Genomic DNA, 17,071 nt, shown 5'->3' with positions numbered 1-17,071 from the left:
CCTGTCAATTGCAACAGAATGGTCGCCATGGACGCATTGCCTGATGAGCCGCCGGGCACTCCGGCAGCCAGCACCCGGCCGGCCGGCATCGCACGTTTGATCGTCTCGGTTGCCCGGCTGGACCCGGCACTGGTTTTCTACCGCGATCTATTGGGACTCCCGGTGCGCCGCCGGTCCGGGGATTTCGTCTGGTTGGAAACCGGCGACGGGGTGGAGTTGCTGCTCCACCAGCGGCCGAGTGCGGCCAGCGACGCCGCGGTGTCGATCGGCTTCGGGATAACCGGACTGGACGCCGTGGTGCGGCGTTGGATTGCGCTCGGCGGCGCAGTCATCGACCCGCCGGCGGCACAGCCCTGGGGGGAGCGGATGGCGGTGCTCCGCGATGCCGATGGGCACGTCGTCTGCCTCTGCGAGCTCTGAGGCCCGCTGGTCCGGCCTAGGTTAGGTTGCAACCCGGAGGCATTAGGCTGGCAAGATGCTGCGCGTCGCTTTCGTCCCCGGAGTCAGCCCGGACAAATGGTTCCGGCGCTGGGTCGAGCGGCATCCCCGGACGCCGATCGAAGCGGTTCCGGTGCGCGTCGAAGAGCAGCGCGAGGTGCTGTTCGACGGTCGGGCGGATCTGTGTTTCGTGCGCCCGCCGGCGGATCTGCCCGGGTTCAAAGACGGGCTCCACCTGATCCCGCTCTACCTCGAAACCGCGGTGGTGATCGCGCCCAAAGACCATGCGGCGACGGTTTTCGACGAGTTGCTGCTCGCGGACCTGGCCGAGGAGACCATGCTCGATGCAAGCAGCGTCCCGGGGCACAGCGGCACCGAAGCGTTGCTCGATCTGGTGGCTGCCGGCGTCGGCCTCTATCTCTTGCCGCAGTCCGAAGCGCGGCATTTCAACCGCAAGGAACTCCGGTTCCGTCCGGTCACCGATGCTCCGGAGTACCCGGTGGGCATCGCCTGGCGGCAAGAACGCGAGGAGCCCGAACTCGAGGAATTCATCGGGATCGTGCGTGGCCGGACCGCGAACAGCTCCCGGGACGCCCAAGCGGTGCCGGTTCCGAAGCAGCCGGCGCGCAAGCCGCCAGCCAGGCAGTCTTCGACGGCAGCCAAGCGTAAACCGCAGAACCAAGCCCGACGCCGGCCGGGCAAACGCCGTTAAGCGCTCATATTTTCAGCGCCGACCATCCAGGCGTATTGCTCGACCTTCTCTGTGATCGCATGCAACAGGTCTGCCGAGGTGGGGTCTTCAGCATCGACGGCGTCGTGCACCCGGCGCACGGTCGCCGCGACGGCGTCCAAACGCTCGACCACCAAGTCCACCGCCTTGCTGGTATCCACCAGCCCAGACGGGAAGGCGGGCAGCGAGGTGCTCGCGGCAACCGTGGCCGTCCGGCCGTCCGGGACCGCGTGCAGGGCACGCATCCGTTCCGCGATAGTGTCGGAGAATTCACGCGCTTCGGCGATGACCTCATCGAGTTGCAGGTGCAGATCGCGGAAGTTCTTGCCGACGATGTTCCAGTGGGCTTGTTTTCCCTGGAGGTGCAGTTCGATCAGATCGACGAGGACGGTTTGCAGGTTCGCACTCAGGGTTTCAGAGGCTTGCATGCGGATGCTCCTTTTCGCTCGGAGAGGTTCTTGCCCTTCGAGAGTATGCCCGAGCGCCGACAGGTTCAACCCGATCCGCCGGCGATGCGGCCGATCGCACCGCCGGCAGACCCGCAACTGCCGCTTAGGATCCCGCGACGCCCGAGGTCTTGGTGATCCAGCTCAGGTTTTCCGAGATCGAGGCGTGGTCATTGCGGTAACGGGTGAAATCCGAAGGGTTCGGTTTCGGCAGGATGCTCGAGGTGGAGAGCACGCCGACCAATTTCCCATTGACCACCAGCGGCCCGCCGGAATCCCCGCTGAGCGTGTGCCCGCTCTGCGATTGGGTGGTCACGCTCACGCCGTTGTAGGTGTCTTTGCCTTTGCCCAGGACTTTCACATCGGCAGTCTTCAACTGCGGCGATCCGGTGTTCGCGCCTTCGGTTTCATCGCCCCAGCCGAAGACCTTGGCGGCGCTCCCGGTCGCCGGGAAGCTGCTGGCGAGCCCGATGTATGTGCCCACGTGCGCCGAGGAGAGCTTGAGCAGCAGCACGTCGTTGTTCGTCGGCGAAGGGTAGCGGGCGGCCACCGTGCGCACGGTGCCGCCGGAGCCTTGGTTTGTCGCATCGAAGCGGACTGACTTCAAGGACGAACTGTTGCAGTGTTTCGCGGTGATCACCCACTCGGCGGAGATCTGGCTTCCGGTGCAGCGGATGTCGGTCCCGGTGCTGTCGAACGAGATCTGGGCGGCATAGGGGGCGGCCGAGATGTCGACGTAGGCTCCACCGCCGATCCGCGGGGAAACCGTGCCGCCGTCGGTGACCGGCGCGGCGTGGGCGGCGCCCACGGGGACGAGAAGGGTTGCGGCCAGCGCGGTGCCGGCGAGCAGGCGTTTGATGTTCACAATGATTCCTTCGCTGAGGAACCGGCGATGGCACAGCAACTCTGCTTCCCCATGGCCGGTTCCAGGGCTAATGGGTGGACTCTAACCCTTTCAACCAGATCCAAAAACTCTGGAAGATGACTGGGTTTTCCCTGACTGCAACCTGGATTGGCCTGTGCATCCGGAAACCTGTGCATCCGGCGAACCCCGGGCTTGGGGTCAGTGCGTGTCCGGTAGCGGCCGCCGGGCCATGAAGGCCGCCACGACGGCTCCGGAAACGTTGTGCCAGACCGAGAACACGGCGGCCGGCAGTGCGGCCAGTGGAGAGAAATGCGCGGTGGCCAAGGCCGAGGCCAACCCTGAGTTCTGCATGCCGACTTCGAAGGCCAGGGCCCGGCGGGCCTTGGCGTCCAGGCCGCCGAGTTTGCCGGCCAGGTAGCCCAGGCTCAGGCCGAAGCCGTTGTGCAGCACGACGGCGAGGAAAACCACGGCTGCGGCGCTGGCCAGTTTCGCTGCACTGCCGGCCACCACGACCGCCACGATGAGCGAGATCACCAAGGCGGAAAGCCAGGGCAGGGCCGGCAGGACTGCGGCGACGAACCGCTTCAGGAAGAGCCGCACGAGCAGCCCGGCGATCACCGGCAAGAGCACCGTGATCGCAATGTCCAGCATCATTGAGCCGGCGTTGATGTTCAGGAACGAGCCGGCGAGCAGCAGCATCAGGGCCGGGGTGACCAGCGGTGCCACCAAGGTGGAGACCGTGGCCACCGCCACCGACAATGCGACATCGCCTTTGGCCAGGTAGGCCATCACGTTCGAGGCGGTGCCGCTCGGCGCGCAGCCGACCAGGATCACCCCGGCAGCCAGCATCGGGTCCAACTGCAGTACCGTGGCGATCAGCCAGCCGGCACCGGGCATGATCACGTAATGCGCCACCAGGCCGAGTGCCACCGCCCAGGGCCGGCGGACCACCGAGGCGAAGTCCGGCGGGGTCAGGGTCAGCCCCATGCAGAACATCACCGCACCGAGCAGATAGGGCACCGCCGGCGCGATCGGGGTGAAAGCGCCCGGGAGCAGGAACCCGAGCACTCCGGCCAGGACGACCAGCAGCGGGAAGACCGTCACCGCGATCCGGGCGCGGCGTTGTTCGCGGACTTCGGCATTCGGGGCGGTCGTTGCTTCAGGCATTCGCCTATGTTTTCACTGATCCGCGGCGATTGCCGCTCCCGGGCCGAAGGTTACGCCCGGTTGGCCGGGGCCGGCCCGAAGCGCAGCCCGCGGACCACCGGATCCGAGGCGGCAAGCGCACTGGCGACGAATTCAGCGGTTCCCAGCTGCTTCGGGTCGATCCATTCCTCGATCCAGTCGGCCGGAAGGCAGAGCGGGGTGCGCGGATGGATCTGCGCGACGTCGCCGATCGCGGGCCGGGTCAGGATCGTGGTGGTCAAATGCCAGCGTTCCGGATCGGTTTCGGGTTTCCTCGGGTCCGCCCACCAGGAATAGAGCCCGGCGAAAAAGAGCGGGCCTTCCGGCGCTTGCACGAAATGCGGGGTTTTGGTCTTCCCCTCGGTCTGGGTTTCGAAGTATCCGCGGGCCGGCAGCACTGCGCGCTGCCGTTTCACCGGTCCGCGGTAGGAGGCCAGTTCGGTGACCGTTTCGCTGCGCGCGTTGAAGGTCGGGTGTTTTCCGCGCAGCTCTTTGGCGAACGACGGCGTGAGCCACCACTGCGCGGCCTCGGCCCGGCGTTGCGTGGGGCCTTCGGGATCTTTGCGGTCCACGAGCGTCTCGATCAGGATCGGTACCGGGTCGGTGGGTCGGAAGACCTGTTCGGCCTGCCAGCCCGGGCGCCAATCGTGCGGGGATTGTCCGGTGGCGAGCACGAACTCGATGATCATGTCGTTCACTTCGGCGTCGATGGCATATCTTCCGCACATCTGCCCAGTATGCCCCTCGGCTCAGGATTCCGGAACGGAGCCGGTGCGGAAATGCCCGGAAGCCTCGATCCGCGAAGTGTGACCGGAGTCATATTTCGTCGTTTGGCGAGGAGATTCAACAGCATTTCTAATGCTTGACTTAACCGGTTCAGTGAATTTTCCAGCGGGCAATCGACTGCCCGCTAACGAGCATAAGAACTTCTGCTCAGATCCGGTCCGGCGTCCAGGAGATTTTCAGTTTCATGAAATCGAATCTCTGCAACGCGCTCAACCGGAGGCGTTTGCTCCACCCAACCACCCAGCCGCGGCCCGGCTTGAGCCGAACGCGGCCCGGAACCTCCTTGAAGGAACGCAATGAATCATTTGCACGGAAAGGCCGCAACGCTTTTCTTGGTTTCCCTGATGTCCGCGGCAAGCCTCGGTGTGGGGGCCGGAGCGGCCAGCGCCGCCGATGCGACACCCAATGCGCTCGCCGCGGAGAGCGCCGCCAGCCCGGCCCTGTCGACGGCGTTGGCCGCGGTTTCTTCGGCCGCCAAGTCGCCTTTGTCCCCGCTCGCCGCAGATGTCCGGGCGCAGTTGGGCAGCAACTCGAAGGTCATCGAGGCCGACGGCGGGGTCCCGGTCGAGATCTCGGTTTCGCCGGGAAGGCTGCAGAACGCCGCGCAGAGCCTGCGCAAACTCGGCCTGGGCGACCTGGAGCTGGTTGCGGACGGCCCATTGCCGTCGATCCGGACCACCGCCACCGCGCAGCAACTCGCGGCGATCGCCGCAGTCTCCGGCGTGCGCAGGGTCGCGCCCGCCAACTGGGGCCAGTCCACCGACGTCGGCGCTGTGGACTCGCAGGGCGATGCCGTGGTCAAGGGGCCGGAAGCCCGGGCCACCACGGAGGCCCAGCCGGTATCGGCGAACGGCGCGGGCGTCTATGTGGGGGTCATTTCGGATTCCTTCAACCGCAAAACCGTCCAGGTGGATGACCCGGACAATCCGGGGAAGAAGAAAACCGTTTCCGGGCTCGAAGCAGCACAGGGGTCGGGAGATTTGCCGGCCACGGTGAATATTCTGAACGAAGGCCCGGCCAACGGCACCGATGAAGGCCAGGCGATGGCGCAGATCATCTACGATGAGGCGCCGGGCATCACCCAGATGGCGTTTTCTTCGACCTCGAACGGTGGCAAAGCCGCCGCGATCAACCGGCTGCGCAACGCCGGTGTGAAGGTGATCGCGGATGATATCTACAGCATCACTGATCCGGTTTACCAAGACGGTGCCAGTGCCATTGCAGCGAAGAACGCGATCAGTGCCGGCGTGGTCTATGTGGCCTCGGCCGGCAATCGGGGCGGAAATTCCGCTTTCGAAACCGCGCCGGCATTCGTCGCGGACCCGAACAAGCCGGAAAAAGATCCGGCGCACCCGGTGAACCCGGAACTCGAAGACTTCGGCAACGGCGTGACCACCAAGAAGATCGCGACGGTTCCGGACGGCGGCTCGGCGTACTACGACCTGCAATGGAAAGAGGCCTGGGGTGCAGCGCAGAGCGATCTGGGTCTGCGCCTGGTGAACGCCAAAGGCGTGCCTTTGGCGACGACCTCGGTCAGCGATGACAACAATGTGACCTCCGGGATCCCGCAAGAGGGTGCCGGCTACGCGAACAACACCGGCCGCCCGGTGGACGTCTATGCGCAGATCACGCATAAGCGTGGAACTCCGGTGCCAGCGTTGTTGCGCTTGCGGTCGAACAAGGATTTCGTGGCCGGGTTCGGCAACGCGATCACGGTCAATGCCGGAGTCTCCTCGGTCAGCGGAGTGATCGCCGCAGCGGCTTCCGACTGGTCCACGCCGACCGTTCCGGAGTCTTTCAGTTCGCGTGGTCCGGTGACCCACTACTTCGACCAGGACGGTGCTGCTTTGGCGAACCCCGAAGTGATCAACAAGCCGGATGTGATGGCCCCCGACGGGGTGGCCACCACGGTGAGCGGGTTCAGCGCCTTCTACGGGACCAGCGCTGCCGCACCGGCGACCGCCGGCGCGATCGCGCTGGCTTTGACGGCCTACCCGACGGCGACTCCGGCGCAGATCAAGACCTGGATCACTTCCGGGAATGCGACCACTCCGGCGGACGCCGGTTATGCCGCAAGCCGGGTCGGTTCCGGGTTGATCCAGGCCGATTTGCTGGTGGGATTGGCCAGGGCGCAAGCCGCCGCCGATGCGGAAGCTGCCCAAGCGGCCGCGGAGCAGTAGCCGGACGGCCAGGACTGAGCCGGTGGTCGGGCGGGGTTCCCATCCGGCCACCGGCTCAGCCCGGTGGTCACTGACCGGCGGTATTCCGGTAGCTCTGCATCTGCCGCGACCGCCGCTGCAGGCTTTCCCGCCGGCCTTCGTCTTCGGCGGCAGTGAGTTCGATGTGCGCCGGGCCGTAGCGCCAGAGCAGCAGGTCGTCGAGCAGCCGGTCCGGCCCCGGGGAGTAACGGTGGTCCAGCGCGGTGCGCACATGCGAAATCGATTCGGATTGCAGCAGTGCAGCCAAGTCGACCGTGCGGTTCAGCCCGTGCGCGGCCAGGAGTTCGGCCGCCCAGCCCCAATCGTCGTCGGACTTGCGGTCCACGTGCGGCAGCAGCGTCTGCCAGATTTCCTTGATCCGTTCCGGGCTGAGCGGCAGCGCGCCTTCGCCGTCCTCGTCCCAGAAGCTGGTGACCGTTTCGTAGCGGTCGTGCAGTTCGGAAAAAGTGCTTTCAACGGTTTCCAGCATGGCTGCGGTGGCGGTGAACTGGCGGTCGAAATAAGGGCTCCAGGCACGCCGATCCTCGGCTTTGAACCGGATGTCATGCTCGATTTCGCTCCAAGCATGGGCGAAGACCGTGCGGATCTGGCATTCGAAGAGGTAGCTGCCGTTGGGCTTCGCATTCGGGTCCAGGGCTTCCTGATAGGCCCGCACCGCGTCATTCTGGATGGTGCGCAGGATCAGATGCCGGCTCGAATAGCCGTAGGTGCCCGATTCGATCGAGCCGATGTCCTTTTCCCGGTCGCCGCGGCAATCGAAGACCGCTCGCTGCCGCTTGATCAGATTGGCTGCGGTGGCATTCTCGCTAGGCAAGGTGGTGATCACCCGGACCCCGACCACATCGATCAGGTTCCGCAACGGGTCCGGGAACTGCAGGGTTTGCTCCCCGTCGGCTTCCAAAACCCGGGAAGCCTTTTCCCGGAAGGATTCAACCGTCTTGGTGCGGCTGGAGACGAAAAGCGGCTTCACTTCGGCGTCGTCGAACATCGCCCGGATCCGCGCCTCGACATCCGCAGTGACGGCTTCGAGCGCAGGCCGGACCCGCTCGTATTCGGCGACGTTCGCGGCAACCGAGAGTTGCAAGTGCTCGTCGAGCCGATCCCAATGGTTGGTCATCACTGATCCCCTTTCAGTCGGAGCCTAGCACTGGCCGGGGACGGAATCCGGCCGCTCAGTGTTCTTGTGCAAAACCGCCGTAAGGCTGCAGCGGAATGAGCTGGAACCGGGACATCCCGGCTTTCGCCAACGGCAGCGAATCGACGATATCCTGTGCGGCTGCCGCATCCGGGGCTTCCAGCGTGAAGCAGGCCCCGCGAACATCCCCGCGCAGCCAGATGCTGCGCACTTTGCCCTCAGCGTACAGGCGACGGATGGTGTTCGTCTCAGCCGGGAGGAAAGGTTCGAAGTCCGGCAGGTCGTAGCCGGTCAAATCGCGCTCCGAGAGCACCCGGAATTCCATCTTCGGAGCCTAACACCGGGCCCGGCGATTAGGATCAGTGCCGTGAGGGCTTCACGATGACGGTATCCCGGCGGATCTTCCTGGCTTCGGCCGGGCTGCTCGCGGCCGGCGGCTGCGCCGCGGGAAGCCCCTCGGCAAAGGAGTCCGGAATGTGGAAAATCAGTTATGGCGAGGATGCCAGCCAATACGGCGAGTTGTCGTCGCCCGAGGGGGCCGGGCAGCGCGCCGGCGTCGCGGTGGTGATCCACGGGGGGTACTGGCGGGCCCGGTACGGTGCTGAATTGGGCCGTCCCCTGGCCGCTGATCTGGCGGCGCACGGCGTCACGGTGTGGAACCTGGAATACCGCAGGGCCGGGAACGGCGGCGGCTGGCCGCAGACTTTCGACGACGTTTCGGCCGGAATCGACAAACTGGGCGAGCTCGGCGTGGACACCTCGCGAGTGGTGCTCGTGGGCCATTCGGCGGGCGGCCACCTGGCGGTTTGGGCGGCTGGACGCGGGAAGCTGCCGGGGCGGGCCCCGGGCGCCGCGCCGAAAGTGCCGGTAACCGCCGTGGTGAGCCAATCCGGCCTGCTGGACCTGAAAGCCGCCAGGGAATTGAACTTGAGCGACGGCGCGGTGCGCAACCTGCTGGGCGGCTCGCCCGATGACGAACGCTACCGGCTGGCCGACCCGATGCAGCAGCTGCCGCTGGGGCTGCCGGTGTACGCGGTCTATGGGGAAGCCGATGACACCGTGCCGCCGCAATTGTCCATGGATTACGCGGCGGCAGCGCAGGCGGCCGGCGATCCTGCCGAACTCATCGCAGTGCCCGGGGACCACTTCGCGCTGATCGATGTTACGACGCCCGCCTGGGCGAAGTGCCGCGAGCTGACTCTGGCAGCGCTTCGCTAATCATTCGGTCGTGCCGCTTTCCGACTGACTTGGGCGCAGTTGAGCAGGGTGTTTCGTCTGCTGACCCTGCTCAACTGCGCCCAAGTGCCGCCTTATGATTCGATTCGAGCCAGCGCTGCTGCTGCCCGCTCGCGGTAGGGCTTGGCGTCCAGCAAGGCCAGAACTTCGTCCAGCACCCGGCTCAACGGCACGCTCATCTCCGCCTCGAGTTCCCGAGCCAGAATCGAGGTCATCCGCCATTCCCGTTCCAGAACCGGCATGATTTCCCAGGCGGCCGGAGTCAGCCGCACGATCCGGGACCGGGCATCGGTGCCTTTCTCGCTGCGGACCAGGCCGTCGCGCAACAGCTGGGCGACGGTCTGGCTCATCGCCGAATGGCTCACCCCGACGGCCGTTGCCAAATCCCGGATCGGCTGGCCGTCCCGGGCCTCCAATACTTTCAGCACCGGGGTGTAGCGTGGCCGGAAGCCCGGCAGGCCCAGGTCTGAATACAGCTCCGCCAGCCCGCCGTCGAGCAGGTCTTGGACTTGTTTGAGCCGAGTGCCTATGAGATCTGCGGACTCCATGCCTAAACTATAACAGCACTGTTACAGTTATCAGGAGAGCCCATGGAACGTTACCCGGACATCGAACCGTACGACGCCGGCATGATGGACACCGGCGACGGGAACCGGATCTATTGGGAAGTCAGCGGCAACCCGGAGGGCAGGCCCGTTCTGGTGCTGCATGGCGGCCCCGGTTCCGGAAGCACCCCCGGCGGCCGGCGGAACTGGGATCCGGAGAAATACCGGATCGTGCAGTTGGACCAGCGCAACTGCGGCCGCAGCCGGCCGCTGGCCAGCGATCCGTCCCTCGACCTGGGCAACAACACCACCGAGAAGCTGATCGCGGACCTGGAGCAATTGCGTGAGTTGCTCGGCGTGGACCAATGGGTGCTGTGGGGCGGCTCCTGGGGCGTCACCTTGGCTCTCGCCTACGCCCAGGGCTACCCGGAACGGGTGCGGGCGATGATCCTGGTCTCGGTCACCATGACCCGGCGTTCCGACGTGCATTGGCTGGCGCACGAGGCCGGCCGGTTTCTGCCGGAGGAATGGCACGCTTTCCGGGCCGGGGTTCCGGAGGCAGAACGCGACGGCGACTTGGTCGCGGCCTATTACCGGTTGCTGCACGAAAGCGGCGATCCGGTGATCCAGCGCAAAGCCGCCCGGGACTGGTGCCGTTGGGAAGACGCCTTATTGTCCCTGGAGCCAGGAGCGGAGCCATACGAGCGGTTCGAAGATCCGGATTTCCGGATGCTCTTCGCCCGCCTGGTCACCCACTACTTCCATCATGCGGCTTGGCTCGGCGACGAGCAGCTGCTCGACGGCGCACCCCGGCTCGCCGGCATCCCGGGAGTGTTGATCCATGGCCGTTTGGACATCAGCGGCCCGGCGGACGTGCCCTGGTTGCTGGCCCGGGCCTGGCCCGGGGCGGAATTGCATCTGGTCCCGGAGGCCGGCCACCGGGGAAGTTCGAAGACCTCGGAACTCATTCTGGCAGCAGCGGAACGGTTCGCTGAGCTCTGATCATGGCTTCGGATTCATTTCTCGGGAAACGCCGGCGTGTCCACGGAGCAGCTGACTGTGCCGCCCGGGCTCCCGGTCTGCCGGGCCAGTTCCCGCGACGCGTCCAAGAGGATCCGGCAGCTGGCGGTGCTGCCCGGCTGCGCAGTCGCGGTGATTCCGGCGCGCTTCTGCGCGGTGATCTGGACCTCCGTGGTCCAGCTCGCCGGAACCCCGGGGCCGGCCGCGGGATCGGTCCGGACTTCGGCCTCGCTGACGTCGGCGGAGTCTTCGCCGCGGGCGGGTGCGGCGGCATAACTGATCGAGCTGAGCCGATCATCCGTGGGGCCGGTGACCGTGACTTCATACGTTATCGCCCAGGTATTGGCGGTCTGCTTGCTCAGGAACACCGCGCCGGCCACGATGGACACCGCACCGGTGGCCAGCACCGCGCCGATGATCGTGGTGGACAACCAGCGATTCGCCGGCTGCCGCTCCGGAACTGGGCTTCCGGGCACGGGAAAGACACTCATCCCAGCACTATGGCACGCCGGCCGGCCGGGAACATCGGCCCATGGGTTGAACCGGTCCGCCAACGGGTCCTCCGCGGGGCGGATCTTCCGCAGGAGTTTGGGCCGCGCCGCCCGCAGTGACTAGCATCAGGAACCGTGCGGACATGACGGCCGCAGCAGACGGGGGATGCACGGTGGGCTTTTGGATCTGGTCGGGTGGCGTGGCCTTGCTGATCGGCGGGCTGGCCTTCGTGCTCTGCTTCATCCCGATCCTGGTCTGGCAATACCGCAGGTTCGGCCGGCCCAGCCCGGCCCGGGTAGTCGGCGCCGCCGCAGTGGGCGTTTACGGGGCGGCTTTGGTCTCCTACACGATGCTGCCGTTGCCGCAAACTTCTCCGGGGTGGTGCAGTCGGCTCCCGGACAAAACTCCGCAGCTGGTTCCGTTCCATTTTCTCGAGGTAGTCGGGCGCGAGCTCTCCGGCGGGCCGCCATGGGGCATCCTGAGCAACTTCTACGCGCTCCAGGTCGTTTTCAACGTGCTGCTTTTCGTCCCGTGGGGGATCATCATGCGGCGCTACTTCTCCCGCGGGTTCCTGGTCGCCGTCGCCAGCGGTTTCCTGGTCTCGTTGACCATCGAAGCGACCCAGTACACCGGGATCTGGGGTGTGTACGAGTGCGCTTACCGGTTGGCCGACGTCGATGATCTGCTGATGAACACGCTCGGTGCGTTGCTCGGCGCCCTGCTCGCCCCGTTGCTGCTGTGGTGGATGCCCAGCCGGGACGGCCTCGCGGCCGGCCGGAACCTGCCGCGTCCGGTGACCAGCCGTCGCCGCTGGTTCGGGATGGTCCTGGACGGGGCATTGTTCCTGGTGCTGGCTTATTTGATCATCGCTGCGACTGCGCTGTCGATCTGGTTGGCCGGCTTCGCGGCGCCCGGACGGCTGGACTCGTCGATCATCACCGGCCTGCTGCAACCGGGCGGGCCGGGCTCCCCGGTGGCCGCGGAAGGCTTCATCCTGGCCGGGCTGCTGGTGTTCTACCTGCCCGCTTGCTTCGGTTCCGGGGCCTCGCTGGGCCAGCGGATCGTCTGGCTCGGCCCTGCCGGACCGCGTGCTCCGCTGCTGCGCAGGCTGTGGAGGGCGAGCCTGGGTGGGGGTCTGCTGACCGCCGGCGCGGTGCTGACCGCGCTCTTCGCGGATTCGCCGTGGATCGGGCCGCTCCAGCTACTGATCGTCCTGGTGCTCGGGCTTTCCTTGGTCTTGGTGCCGTTCAGCCGGGGCAACCGGGGCTTGTCCTACGCGCTCAGCGGGACTGAACTGGCCGATGCCCGGAGCACTCGGCAACCGGATGCCGCGCAGGGCCGCCCGGCGGAACCGTCCGATTGAGCATCGCCCGGCCGGGTTCGACGCGCCCGTCCGGGGTTCCGGCGAGCTGTCGGCTGTCAGCGGTGGGTGTTTTCTGCCGATTCGGCGATCAACCGTGCACCCCGGTCGGCGCAAAAGATAGAGTTGCAGCATGCTGACAGTCATCGGTGAAGCGTTGATCGACGAGGTGCTGCGCCCCGGTGCGGAACCGGAACCGCATGTGGGCGGCAGCCCGATGAACGTGGCGGTCGGCTTGGCCCGATTGGGTCATCCGGTACAGTTCCTGGGCCGCTACGGCCGGGACGAATACGGCTCGCTGGTCGCGGCGCATCTGCACGGGAATTCGGTGCTGCTTCCGCTGGGTGCCGACCAATGGCCCACCAGCGTCGCCCGAGCCCGGATCGATGGAACCGGGGCCGCCAGCTATGAGTTCGAGCTGACCTGGCAGCTTCCGGAGATCCCGGCGGAGCAGCTTCAAGGCAGCACCCTGCTGCACACCGGTTCGATCGCCGCGATGCTCGAACCCGGTGCGGATGCCGTACACCGCGCGGTATTGGCGGCCCGCGGGCACGCCACGATTTCCTATGACCCGAATTGCCGGCCGAGCATCATCACGGACCTGGCGCATGCTCGGACGCAGGCCGAAGCTTTCGTCCGGCTCGCCGACGTGGTCAAGGCTTCCGACGAAGACCTGGCCTGGTTGTACCCGGAGCTGGATCCCCTGGACGCGGCGCGGGCCTGGCTCGGATCGGCCAGCGGTTCCTGGTCCAACGGGCCTTCCCTGGTGGTGGTGACCCGGGGCGGGGCCGGTCCCTGGGCTGCGGTTGCCGCCGGCGAGACCGCAGTCGCCGCGCCCGAAGTCCGGGTTGCCGACACCGTGGGCGCTGGGGACTCATTCATGGCCGCCTTGCTGTCCGCCCTGGTGGACCGGGAACTCGACGGCGGCCAACGCCGGGACCAATTGCGGAGGCTCTCCGTGGAACTGCTCGGCGAGATCTTGGAATACTCCGCCCGGGCTGCGGCGATCACCGTCTCCCGAGCGGGTGCGAACCCGCCGAGCAAGGCCGAACTCAGCAACGATGGAAGGTGAATCATGACCAGTTATGACCCGTACGCGGACTTGCCCGGATTGCCCGGCTTCGAACTGAGCAGCGAGTCGTTCCAGGACGGCGGGCGATTGCCGCAGGCCCAGGTTTCCGGGGTGATGGCCGCCGGTGGCTCCGATGAATCGCCGCAGCTGAGCTGGTCGGGTTTCCCGGCTGCGACGAAGAGCTTCGCGGTCACCGTGTTCGATCCGGATGCGCCGACCGCGAGCGGATTCTGGCATTGGGCGGTCTTCAACCTCCCGGCCTCGGTGACCTCGCTGCCGGCCGGCGCCGGCTCGCCGTCGTCGGCCGCGCTGCCGGAAGCTGCGGTGACCTTGAAGAACGACGCCGGGATGCCCGGTTATGTGGGTGCCGCACCGCCCGCCGGGCACGGCCCGCACCGGTACATGTTGGTGGTGCACGCCTTGGACGTGGAGACCCTCGAGGTTCCAGCCGAAGGGTCCTGCGCCTACTTGGGCTTCAACATCTTCGGCCACGGGATCGCCCGGGCCCGGATCACGGGCACTTACTCGCAATAGCCGCGAAGGGCCCGGATGAAACTCCGCGACCACCGGCCCGGTCGAGGGCGGCGCTGAAAGTCCCCGGGCACCGATAACCTGAAGTCATGCAATTGATCGCGAGCGACATCGACGGAACCATCCTCGGCCACAACGGGAAAATCAGCCAGCGCACCGTGGCCGCGTTCCAATCCGCGCTCACCGCGGGCATCGAGGTCGTATTCGTCACCGGCCGCCCGCCGCGTTGGCTGGATCCGTTGCGCGACCAAGTCGGGCACATCGGCACCGTGATCTGTTCCAATGGCGCCCTGGTCTACGACCTGGCCCGGGAAGAAGTGCTCAGCACCAAGTGCCTGTCCATCGCGGACGTGCTCGCCGCCCGTGCGGCGATCAAGGCGGTGGTGCCTTCGGCCGCCTTCGCCGCCGAGACCATCGAGGGGCTTTTCATCGAGCCGGGGTTCCTGACCGAGACCGCGCCGGAGGCGCTCAAAGCGATCGAGCCGAAATTCCTGTCCGAATCGCTGCAGCAGGAACGCGGGGTTTTGAAGCTGCTGGCGAAGACGTCCGAAGGCAGCTCGGACGAGTTCCTGGCCCGGGTACGGCCAGCCGCCGCGCAGTGGGTGGACGCGACGCATTCGGCGCCGGACATCGCGCTGCTGGAAATGTCCAAGGTCGGCGTGAACAAGGCCGCCACGCTGAGCGAGTTCGCGGCCGCCAGAGGCATCGGAGCTGCCGGCGTGGTCGCTTTCGGGGACATGCCGAACGACGTCGAAATGTTGGCCTGGGCCGGTCGGGGCTATGCGATGGCCAGCGGCCATGAAGCAGCGCTCGCGGTCACCGATCTGGTCGCGCCCGGAATCGACGAGGACGGGGTGGCCCAGGTCATCGAGCGGTTGCTGGTCGGGCAGTAGGGATATTCGACGCCGCCGATTTTGGCTGATGCCGCCGAAATATCCCCGGCGTCGTCCAATAACCGAGGCGCGTTGCTTCGGAAGCGCGGCAATTCGACGGCCTTGATACGCTAGCCGCGTGAGCCCAGCAGAGCCGTTGCCCTATTTGGATTCCGCAGTGCCCCTGGCGTTTGCGCACCGCGGCTTCTCGCCGCCCGGCAGTGCAGTGGAGAACTCGTTGCAGGCCTTTCGGGCCGCCGTCGAACTCGGCTTCGACTACCTGGAAACCGATTTGCGCACCAGCTCGGACGGGGTGCTGATGGTCTTCCACGATGAGACCCTGGACCGGGCCACCGATGGCAGCGGCAAGATTTCCGAACACACTTTAGCCGAGCTCTCCCGATTGCGGATCGGCGGCGCGGAACCGATTCCCAGTTTCGAACAGCTCGTCGCCGAGTTCCCGGAGACCAAGATCAACTTCGACGTCAAAGATTCCGCCGGGGTCGCTCCGTTGGTGGAAATCATCGAGCGTTTTTCGCTGCATGATCGGATCTGCGTGGCGTCGTTTTCCGATGCCCGCCGCCGTTCGGTGCTTTCCCGGTTGCGCAAGCGCACCGCATCCTCCGGCGGCATGTGGTCGATCGCGGCCTTCGTGCTGTTTTCCGCCTGGACGCCGCGTCGCTGGCTCAAGCGCCTGCTGCACGACGTCGATTGCCTGCAGGTGCCGGTGCGCGCCGGAATCCTGCCCGTGGTGACCCGGAAATCGGTGCACCGAGCGCATCTGCTCGGCCTGAAACTGCACGTTTGGACGATCAACGACAAGCCGGAGATGCATCGGCTGTTCGATCTCGGGGTGGACGGCGTGATGACCGACCGGGCCGATCTGCTCGCCGAGGTGATGCACGAACGCGGCTACTGGCACTGAGTCTGTGGCACTGCGCCCTGGCCCGGGTGGCAGGATGGGGGGATGCAGGTGTTGATAGCCCCGGACAAATTCAAAGGAACCCTCAGCGCGCTCGAAGCCGCGCAGGCGATGGCCGAAGGCGTGCTCCGGGTGTATCCGGACGCCCAAGTCCAATTGCTTCCGATGGCCGACGGCGGCGAGGGCACCGTGGCGGCCGCAGTCGAGGCCGGGTTCGAGGAACGGTTGACCGCGGTGGTGGGCCCGATCCTGAAACCGACCGGAGCGGTGTGGGCGCTCAACGGGACTACCGCGGTGATCGAAACCGCTCAGGCGAGCGGCTTCCTGCTGGCTGAGCAGAATCCGGAAAACGCCTTGCGTGCGCACAGCTACGGTTGCGGTCAATTGATTGCCGCGGCGCTCGACGGCGGTGCCACCGAGATCGTGCTCGGGCTTGGCGGCAGCGCGATGACCGACGGCGGTACCGGGGCCCTGCGCGCATTGGGCCTGCAGCTTTTGGACCGGCACGGCACGTTGCTGCCGTTGGGCGGCGGGCCGTTGGCCGATGCCGTGGCGATCGATGCCAGCGGATTGGATCCGCGCTTGGCGTCGGTGCAGATCCGGCTCGCGGTGGACGTGGACAATCCGTTGAGCGGTCCGGACGGCGCAGCACACGTTTTCGCGTCGCAGAAGGGTGCCGACGGGGCCGGCGTGGAACTCTTGGACGTCGGCCTGCGCAATCTCGCTTCATTGCTGCGGCAAGAAGCCGGCGCCGATGTGAATGTCGCCGGCGCCGGTGCGGCCGGCGGCTTCCCGGCGTCGTTCTTGGCCTTCGCCGGCCGGCAGATCGGTTCGGTGCGGATCGAACCCGGCGCGCAACTGGTCGGCGAGTTGGTCGGCCTGGACGCCAAACTCGCGGCAGCGGATTTGCTGTTGACCGGAGAAGGCAGCGTGGACGCGCAGTCGCTGGCCGGCAAAACCCCCGTGGCGGTGGCCCGGAAAGCCCAGCAGGCCGGCGTTCCGGTGGTGCTCGTGGCGGGGCAGATCAGCGTGGGATTCGAGGAACTGACGGCGCTGGGCGTGGTGGCTGCAGCGTCGCTGGTCGAGGTCGCACGCGGCGCGGATGCCGCGTTGGCCGAGCCGGCGCGCTATCTGGCCCTGGCCACTGCCGAGGCGCTCAACGGGATCTGACTCCGGTCCACGTCTTCCGCCGAGTGGCCAGATCTGCAGGTTACAGG

At 66.5% G+C, this 17,071-nt stretch carries 19 protein-coding genes; 11 read left to right on the top strand and 8 right to left on the bottom strand.

What is annotated here, in order from left to right; genetic code table 11:
* Positions 1-27 precede the first annotated feature (27 nt).
* A complete protein-coding gene (locus JOE69_RS09545; RefSeq protein WP_309798161.1) occupies positions 28-420 on the top strand; it encodes a VOC family protein in 393 nt (130 codons plus the stop codon).
* Between the two features lie 55 nt (positions 421-475).
* The gene (locus tag JOE69_RS09540) at positions 476-1,150 is read left to right on the top strand and encodes a LysR substrate-binding domain-containing protein (RefSeq protein ID WP_309798159.1); all 675 of its coding nucleotides are present in this window, start codon (positions 476-478) and stop codon (positions 1,148-1,150) included.
* Here the strand turns inward: JOE69_RS09540 and JOE69_RS09535 are convergent.
* From JOE69_RS09535 to JOE69_RS09520, 4 genes are all read right to left on the bottom strand, one after another.
* Complete coding sequence (locus JOE69_RS09535) at positions 1,147-1,596, bottom strand: Dps family protein (RefSeq protein WP_309798156.1); 450 nt, start codon at positions 1,594-1,596, stop codon at positions 1,147-1,149. The genes JOE69_RS09540 and JOE69_RS09535 overlap by 4 nt on opposite strands.
* 124 nt (positions 1,597-1,720) lie before the next feature.
* Positions 1,721-2,479 carry a S1 family peptidase gene (locus JOE69_RS09530; protein WP_296362634.1) on the bottom strand — a complete coding sequence of 253 codons (759 nt, stop codon included), beginning with the start codon at positions 2,477-2,479 and terminating at the stop codon, positions 1,721-1,723.
* Positions 2,480-2,677: 198 nt separating this feature from the next.
* Positions 2,678-3,646 carry a bile acid:sodium symporter family protein gene (locus JOE69_RS09525; RefSeq protein ID WP_309798151.1) on the bottom strand — a complete coding sequence of 323 codons (969 nt, stop codon included), beginning with the start codon at positions 3,644-3,646 and terminating at the stop codon, positions 2,678-2,680.
* 50 nt (positions 3,647-3,696) lie between these two features.
* Positions 3,697-4,392, bottom strand: coding sequence for an SOS response-associated peptidase (locus JOE69_RS09520; protein ID WP_309798149.1), 696 nt, complete (start codon positions 4,390-4,392; stop codon positions 3,697-3,699).
* Between the two features lie 354 nt (positions 4,393-4,746).
* Here JOE69_RS09520 and JOE69_RS09515 point away from each other — a divergent pair, with 354 nt between their 5' ends.
* Positions 4,747-6,630, top strand: a complete 1,884-nt coding sequence (locus tag JOE69_RS09515; RefSeq protein WP_309798147.1) for a S8 family peptidase — start codon at positions 4,747-4,749, stop codon at positions 6,628-6,630.
* 67 nt (positions 6,631-6,697) lie between these two features.
* On the opposite strand, the gene JOE69_RS09510 is transcribed toward JOE69_RS09515, so the two are convergent.
* Entirely contained in the window at positions 6,698-7,786 is a 1,089-nt protein-coding gene (locus tag JOE69_RS09510; RefSeq protein WP_309798145.1) for a GTP pyrophosphokinase, read from the bottom strand.
* A 55-nt stretch (positions 7,787-7,841) separates the two neighbouring features.
* Complete coding sequence (locus JOE69_RS09505) at positions 7,842-8,129, bottom strand: hypothetical protein (protein ID WP_309798143.1); 288 nt, start codon at positions 8,127-8,129, stop codon at positions 7,842-7,844.
* Between the two features lie 56 nt (positions 8,130-8,185).
* On the opposite strand from JOE69_RS09505, the gene JOE69_RS09500 reads away from it, so the two are divergent.
* A complete protein-coding gene (locus tag JOE69_RS09500; RefSeq protein ID WP_374709692.1) occupies positions 8,186-9,022 on the top strand; it encodes an alpha/beta hydrolase in 837 nt (278 codons plus the stop codon).
* Between the two features lie 92 nt (positions 9,023-9,114).
* Here the strand turns inward: JOE69_RS09500 and JOE69_RS09495 are convergent, their stop codons facing one another.
* Positions 9,115-9,588: a MarR family winged helix-turn-helix transcriptional regulator gene (locus JOE69_RS09495; RefSeq protein ID WP_309798141.1), complete on the bottom strand. Its 474-nt coding sequence runs from the start codon at positions 9,586-9,588 to the stop codon at positions 9,115-9,117.
* Positions 9,589-9,630: 42 nt separating this feature from the next.
* On the opposite strand from JOE69_RS09495, the gene pip reads away from it, so the two are divergent.
* Positions 9,631-10,587: a prolyl aminopeptidase gene (gene pip, locus JOE69_RS09490; protein ID WP_309798139.1), complete on the top strand. Its 957-nt coding sequence runs from the start codon at positions 9,631-9,633 to the stop codon at positions 10,585-10,587.
* A 14-nt stretch (positions 10,588-10,601) separates the two neighbouring features.
* Here pip and JOE69_RS09485 read toward each other — a convergent pair whose 3' ends face one another.
* Positions 10,602-11,096: a hypothetical protein gene (locus tag JOE69_RS09485; RefSeq protein WP_309798137.1), complete on the bottom strand. Its 495-nt coding sequence runs from the start codon at positions 11,094-11,096 to the stop codon at positions 10,602-10,604.
* Positions 11,097-11,239: 143 nt separating this feature from the next.
* Between JOE69_RS09485 and JOE69_RS09480 the strand changes: the two genes are divergently transcribed.
* The 6 genes from JOE69_RS09480 to JOE69_RS09455 all read left to right on the top strand — a co-directional run bounded on the left by JOE69_RS09480 (position 11,240) and on the right by JOE69_RS09455 (position 17,024).
* Positions 11,240-12,460, top strand: a complete 1,221-nt coding sequence (locus JOE69_RS09480) for a VanZ family protein (protein WP_309798135.1) — start codon at positions 11,240-11,242, stop codon at positions 12,458-12,460.
* A 130-nt stretch (positions 12,461-12,590) separates the two neighbouring features.
* Positions 12,591-13,529: a carbohydrate kinase family protein gene (locus JOE69_RS09475; RefSeq protein ID WP_309798133.1), complete on the top strand. Its 939-nt coding sequence runs from the start codon at positions 12,591-12,593 to the stop codon at positions 13,527-13,529.
* A gap of 3 nt (positions 13,530-13,532) precedes the next feature.
* Positions 13,533-14,063: a YbhB/YbcL family Raf kinase inhibitor-like protein gene (locus tag JOE69_RS09470; RefSeq protein ID WP_309798131.1), complete on the top strand. Its 531-nt coding sequence runs from the start codon at positions 13,533-13,535 to the stop codon at positions 14,061-14,063.
* An 86-nt stretch (positions 14,064-14,149) separates the two neighbouring features.
* Complete coding sequence (locus JOE69_RS09465) at positions 14,150-14,953, top strand: HAD family hydrolase (RefSeq protein WP_309798129.1); 804 nt, start codon at positions 14,150-14,152, stop codon at positions 14,951-14,953.
* Between the two features lie 118 nt (positions 14,954-15,071).
* Positions 15,072-15,857, top strand: coding sequence for a glycerophosphodiester phosphodiesterase family protein (locus JOE69_RS09460; RefSeq protein WP_309798127.1), 786 nt, complete (start codon positions 15,072-15,074; stop codon positions 15,855-15,857).
* A 42-nt stretch (positions 15,858-15,899) separates the two neighbouring features.
* Positions 15,900-17,024 (top strand): glycerate kinase, encoded by a 1,125-nt coding sequence (locus JOE69_RS09455; RefSeq protein ID WP_309798125.1) that lies wholly within the window; start codon positions 15,900-15,902, stop codon positions 17,022-17,024.
* Positions 17,025-17,071: the final 47 nt, after the last annotated feature.

The sequence above is a fragment of the Arthrobacter russicus genome (assembly GCF_031454135.1).
Lineage (GTDB): Bacteria > Actinomycetota > Actinomycetes > Actinomycetales > Micrococcaceae > Renibacterium > Renibacterium russicum.
This window is presented reverse-complemented; position numbering and strand designations above follow the sequence as displayed.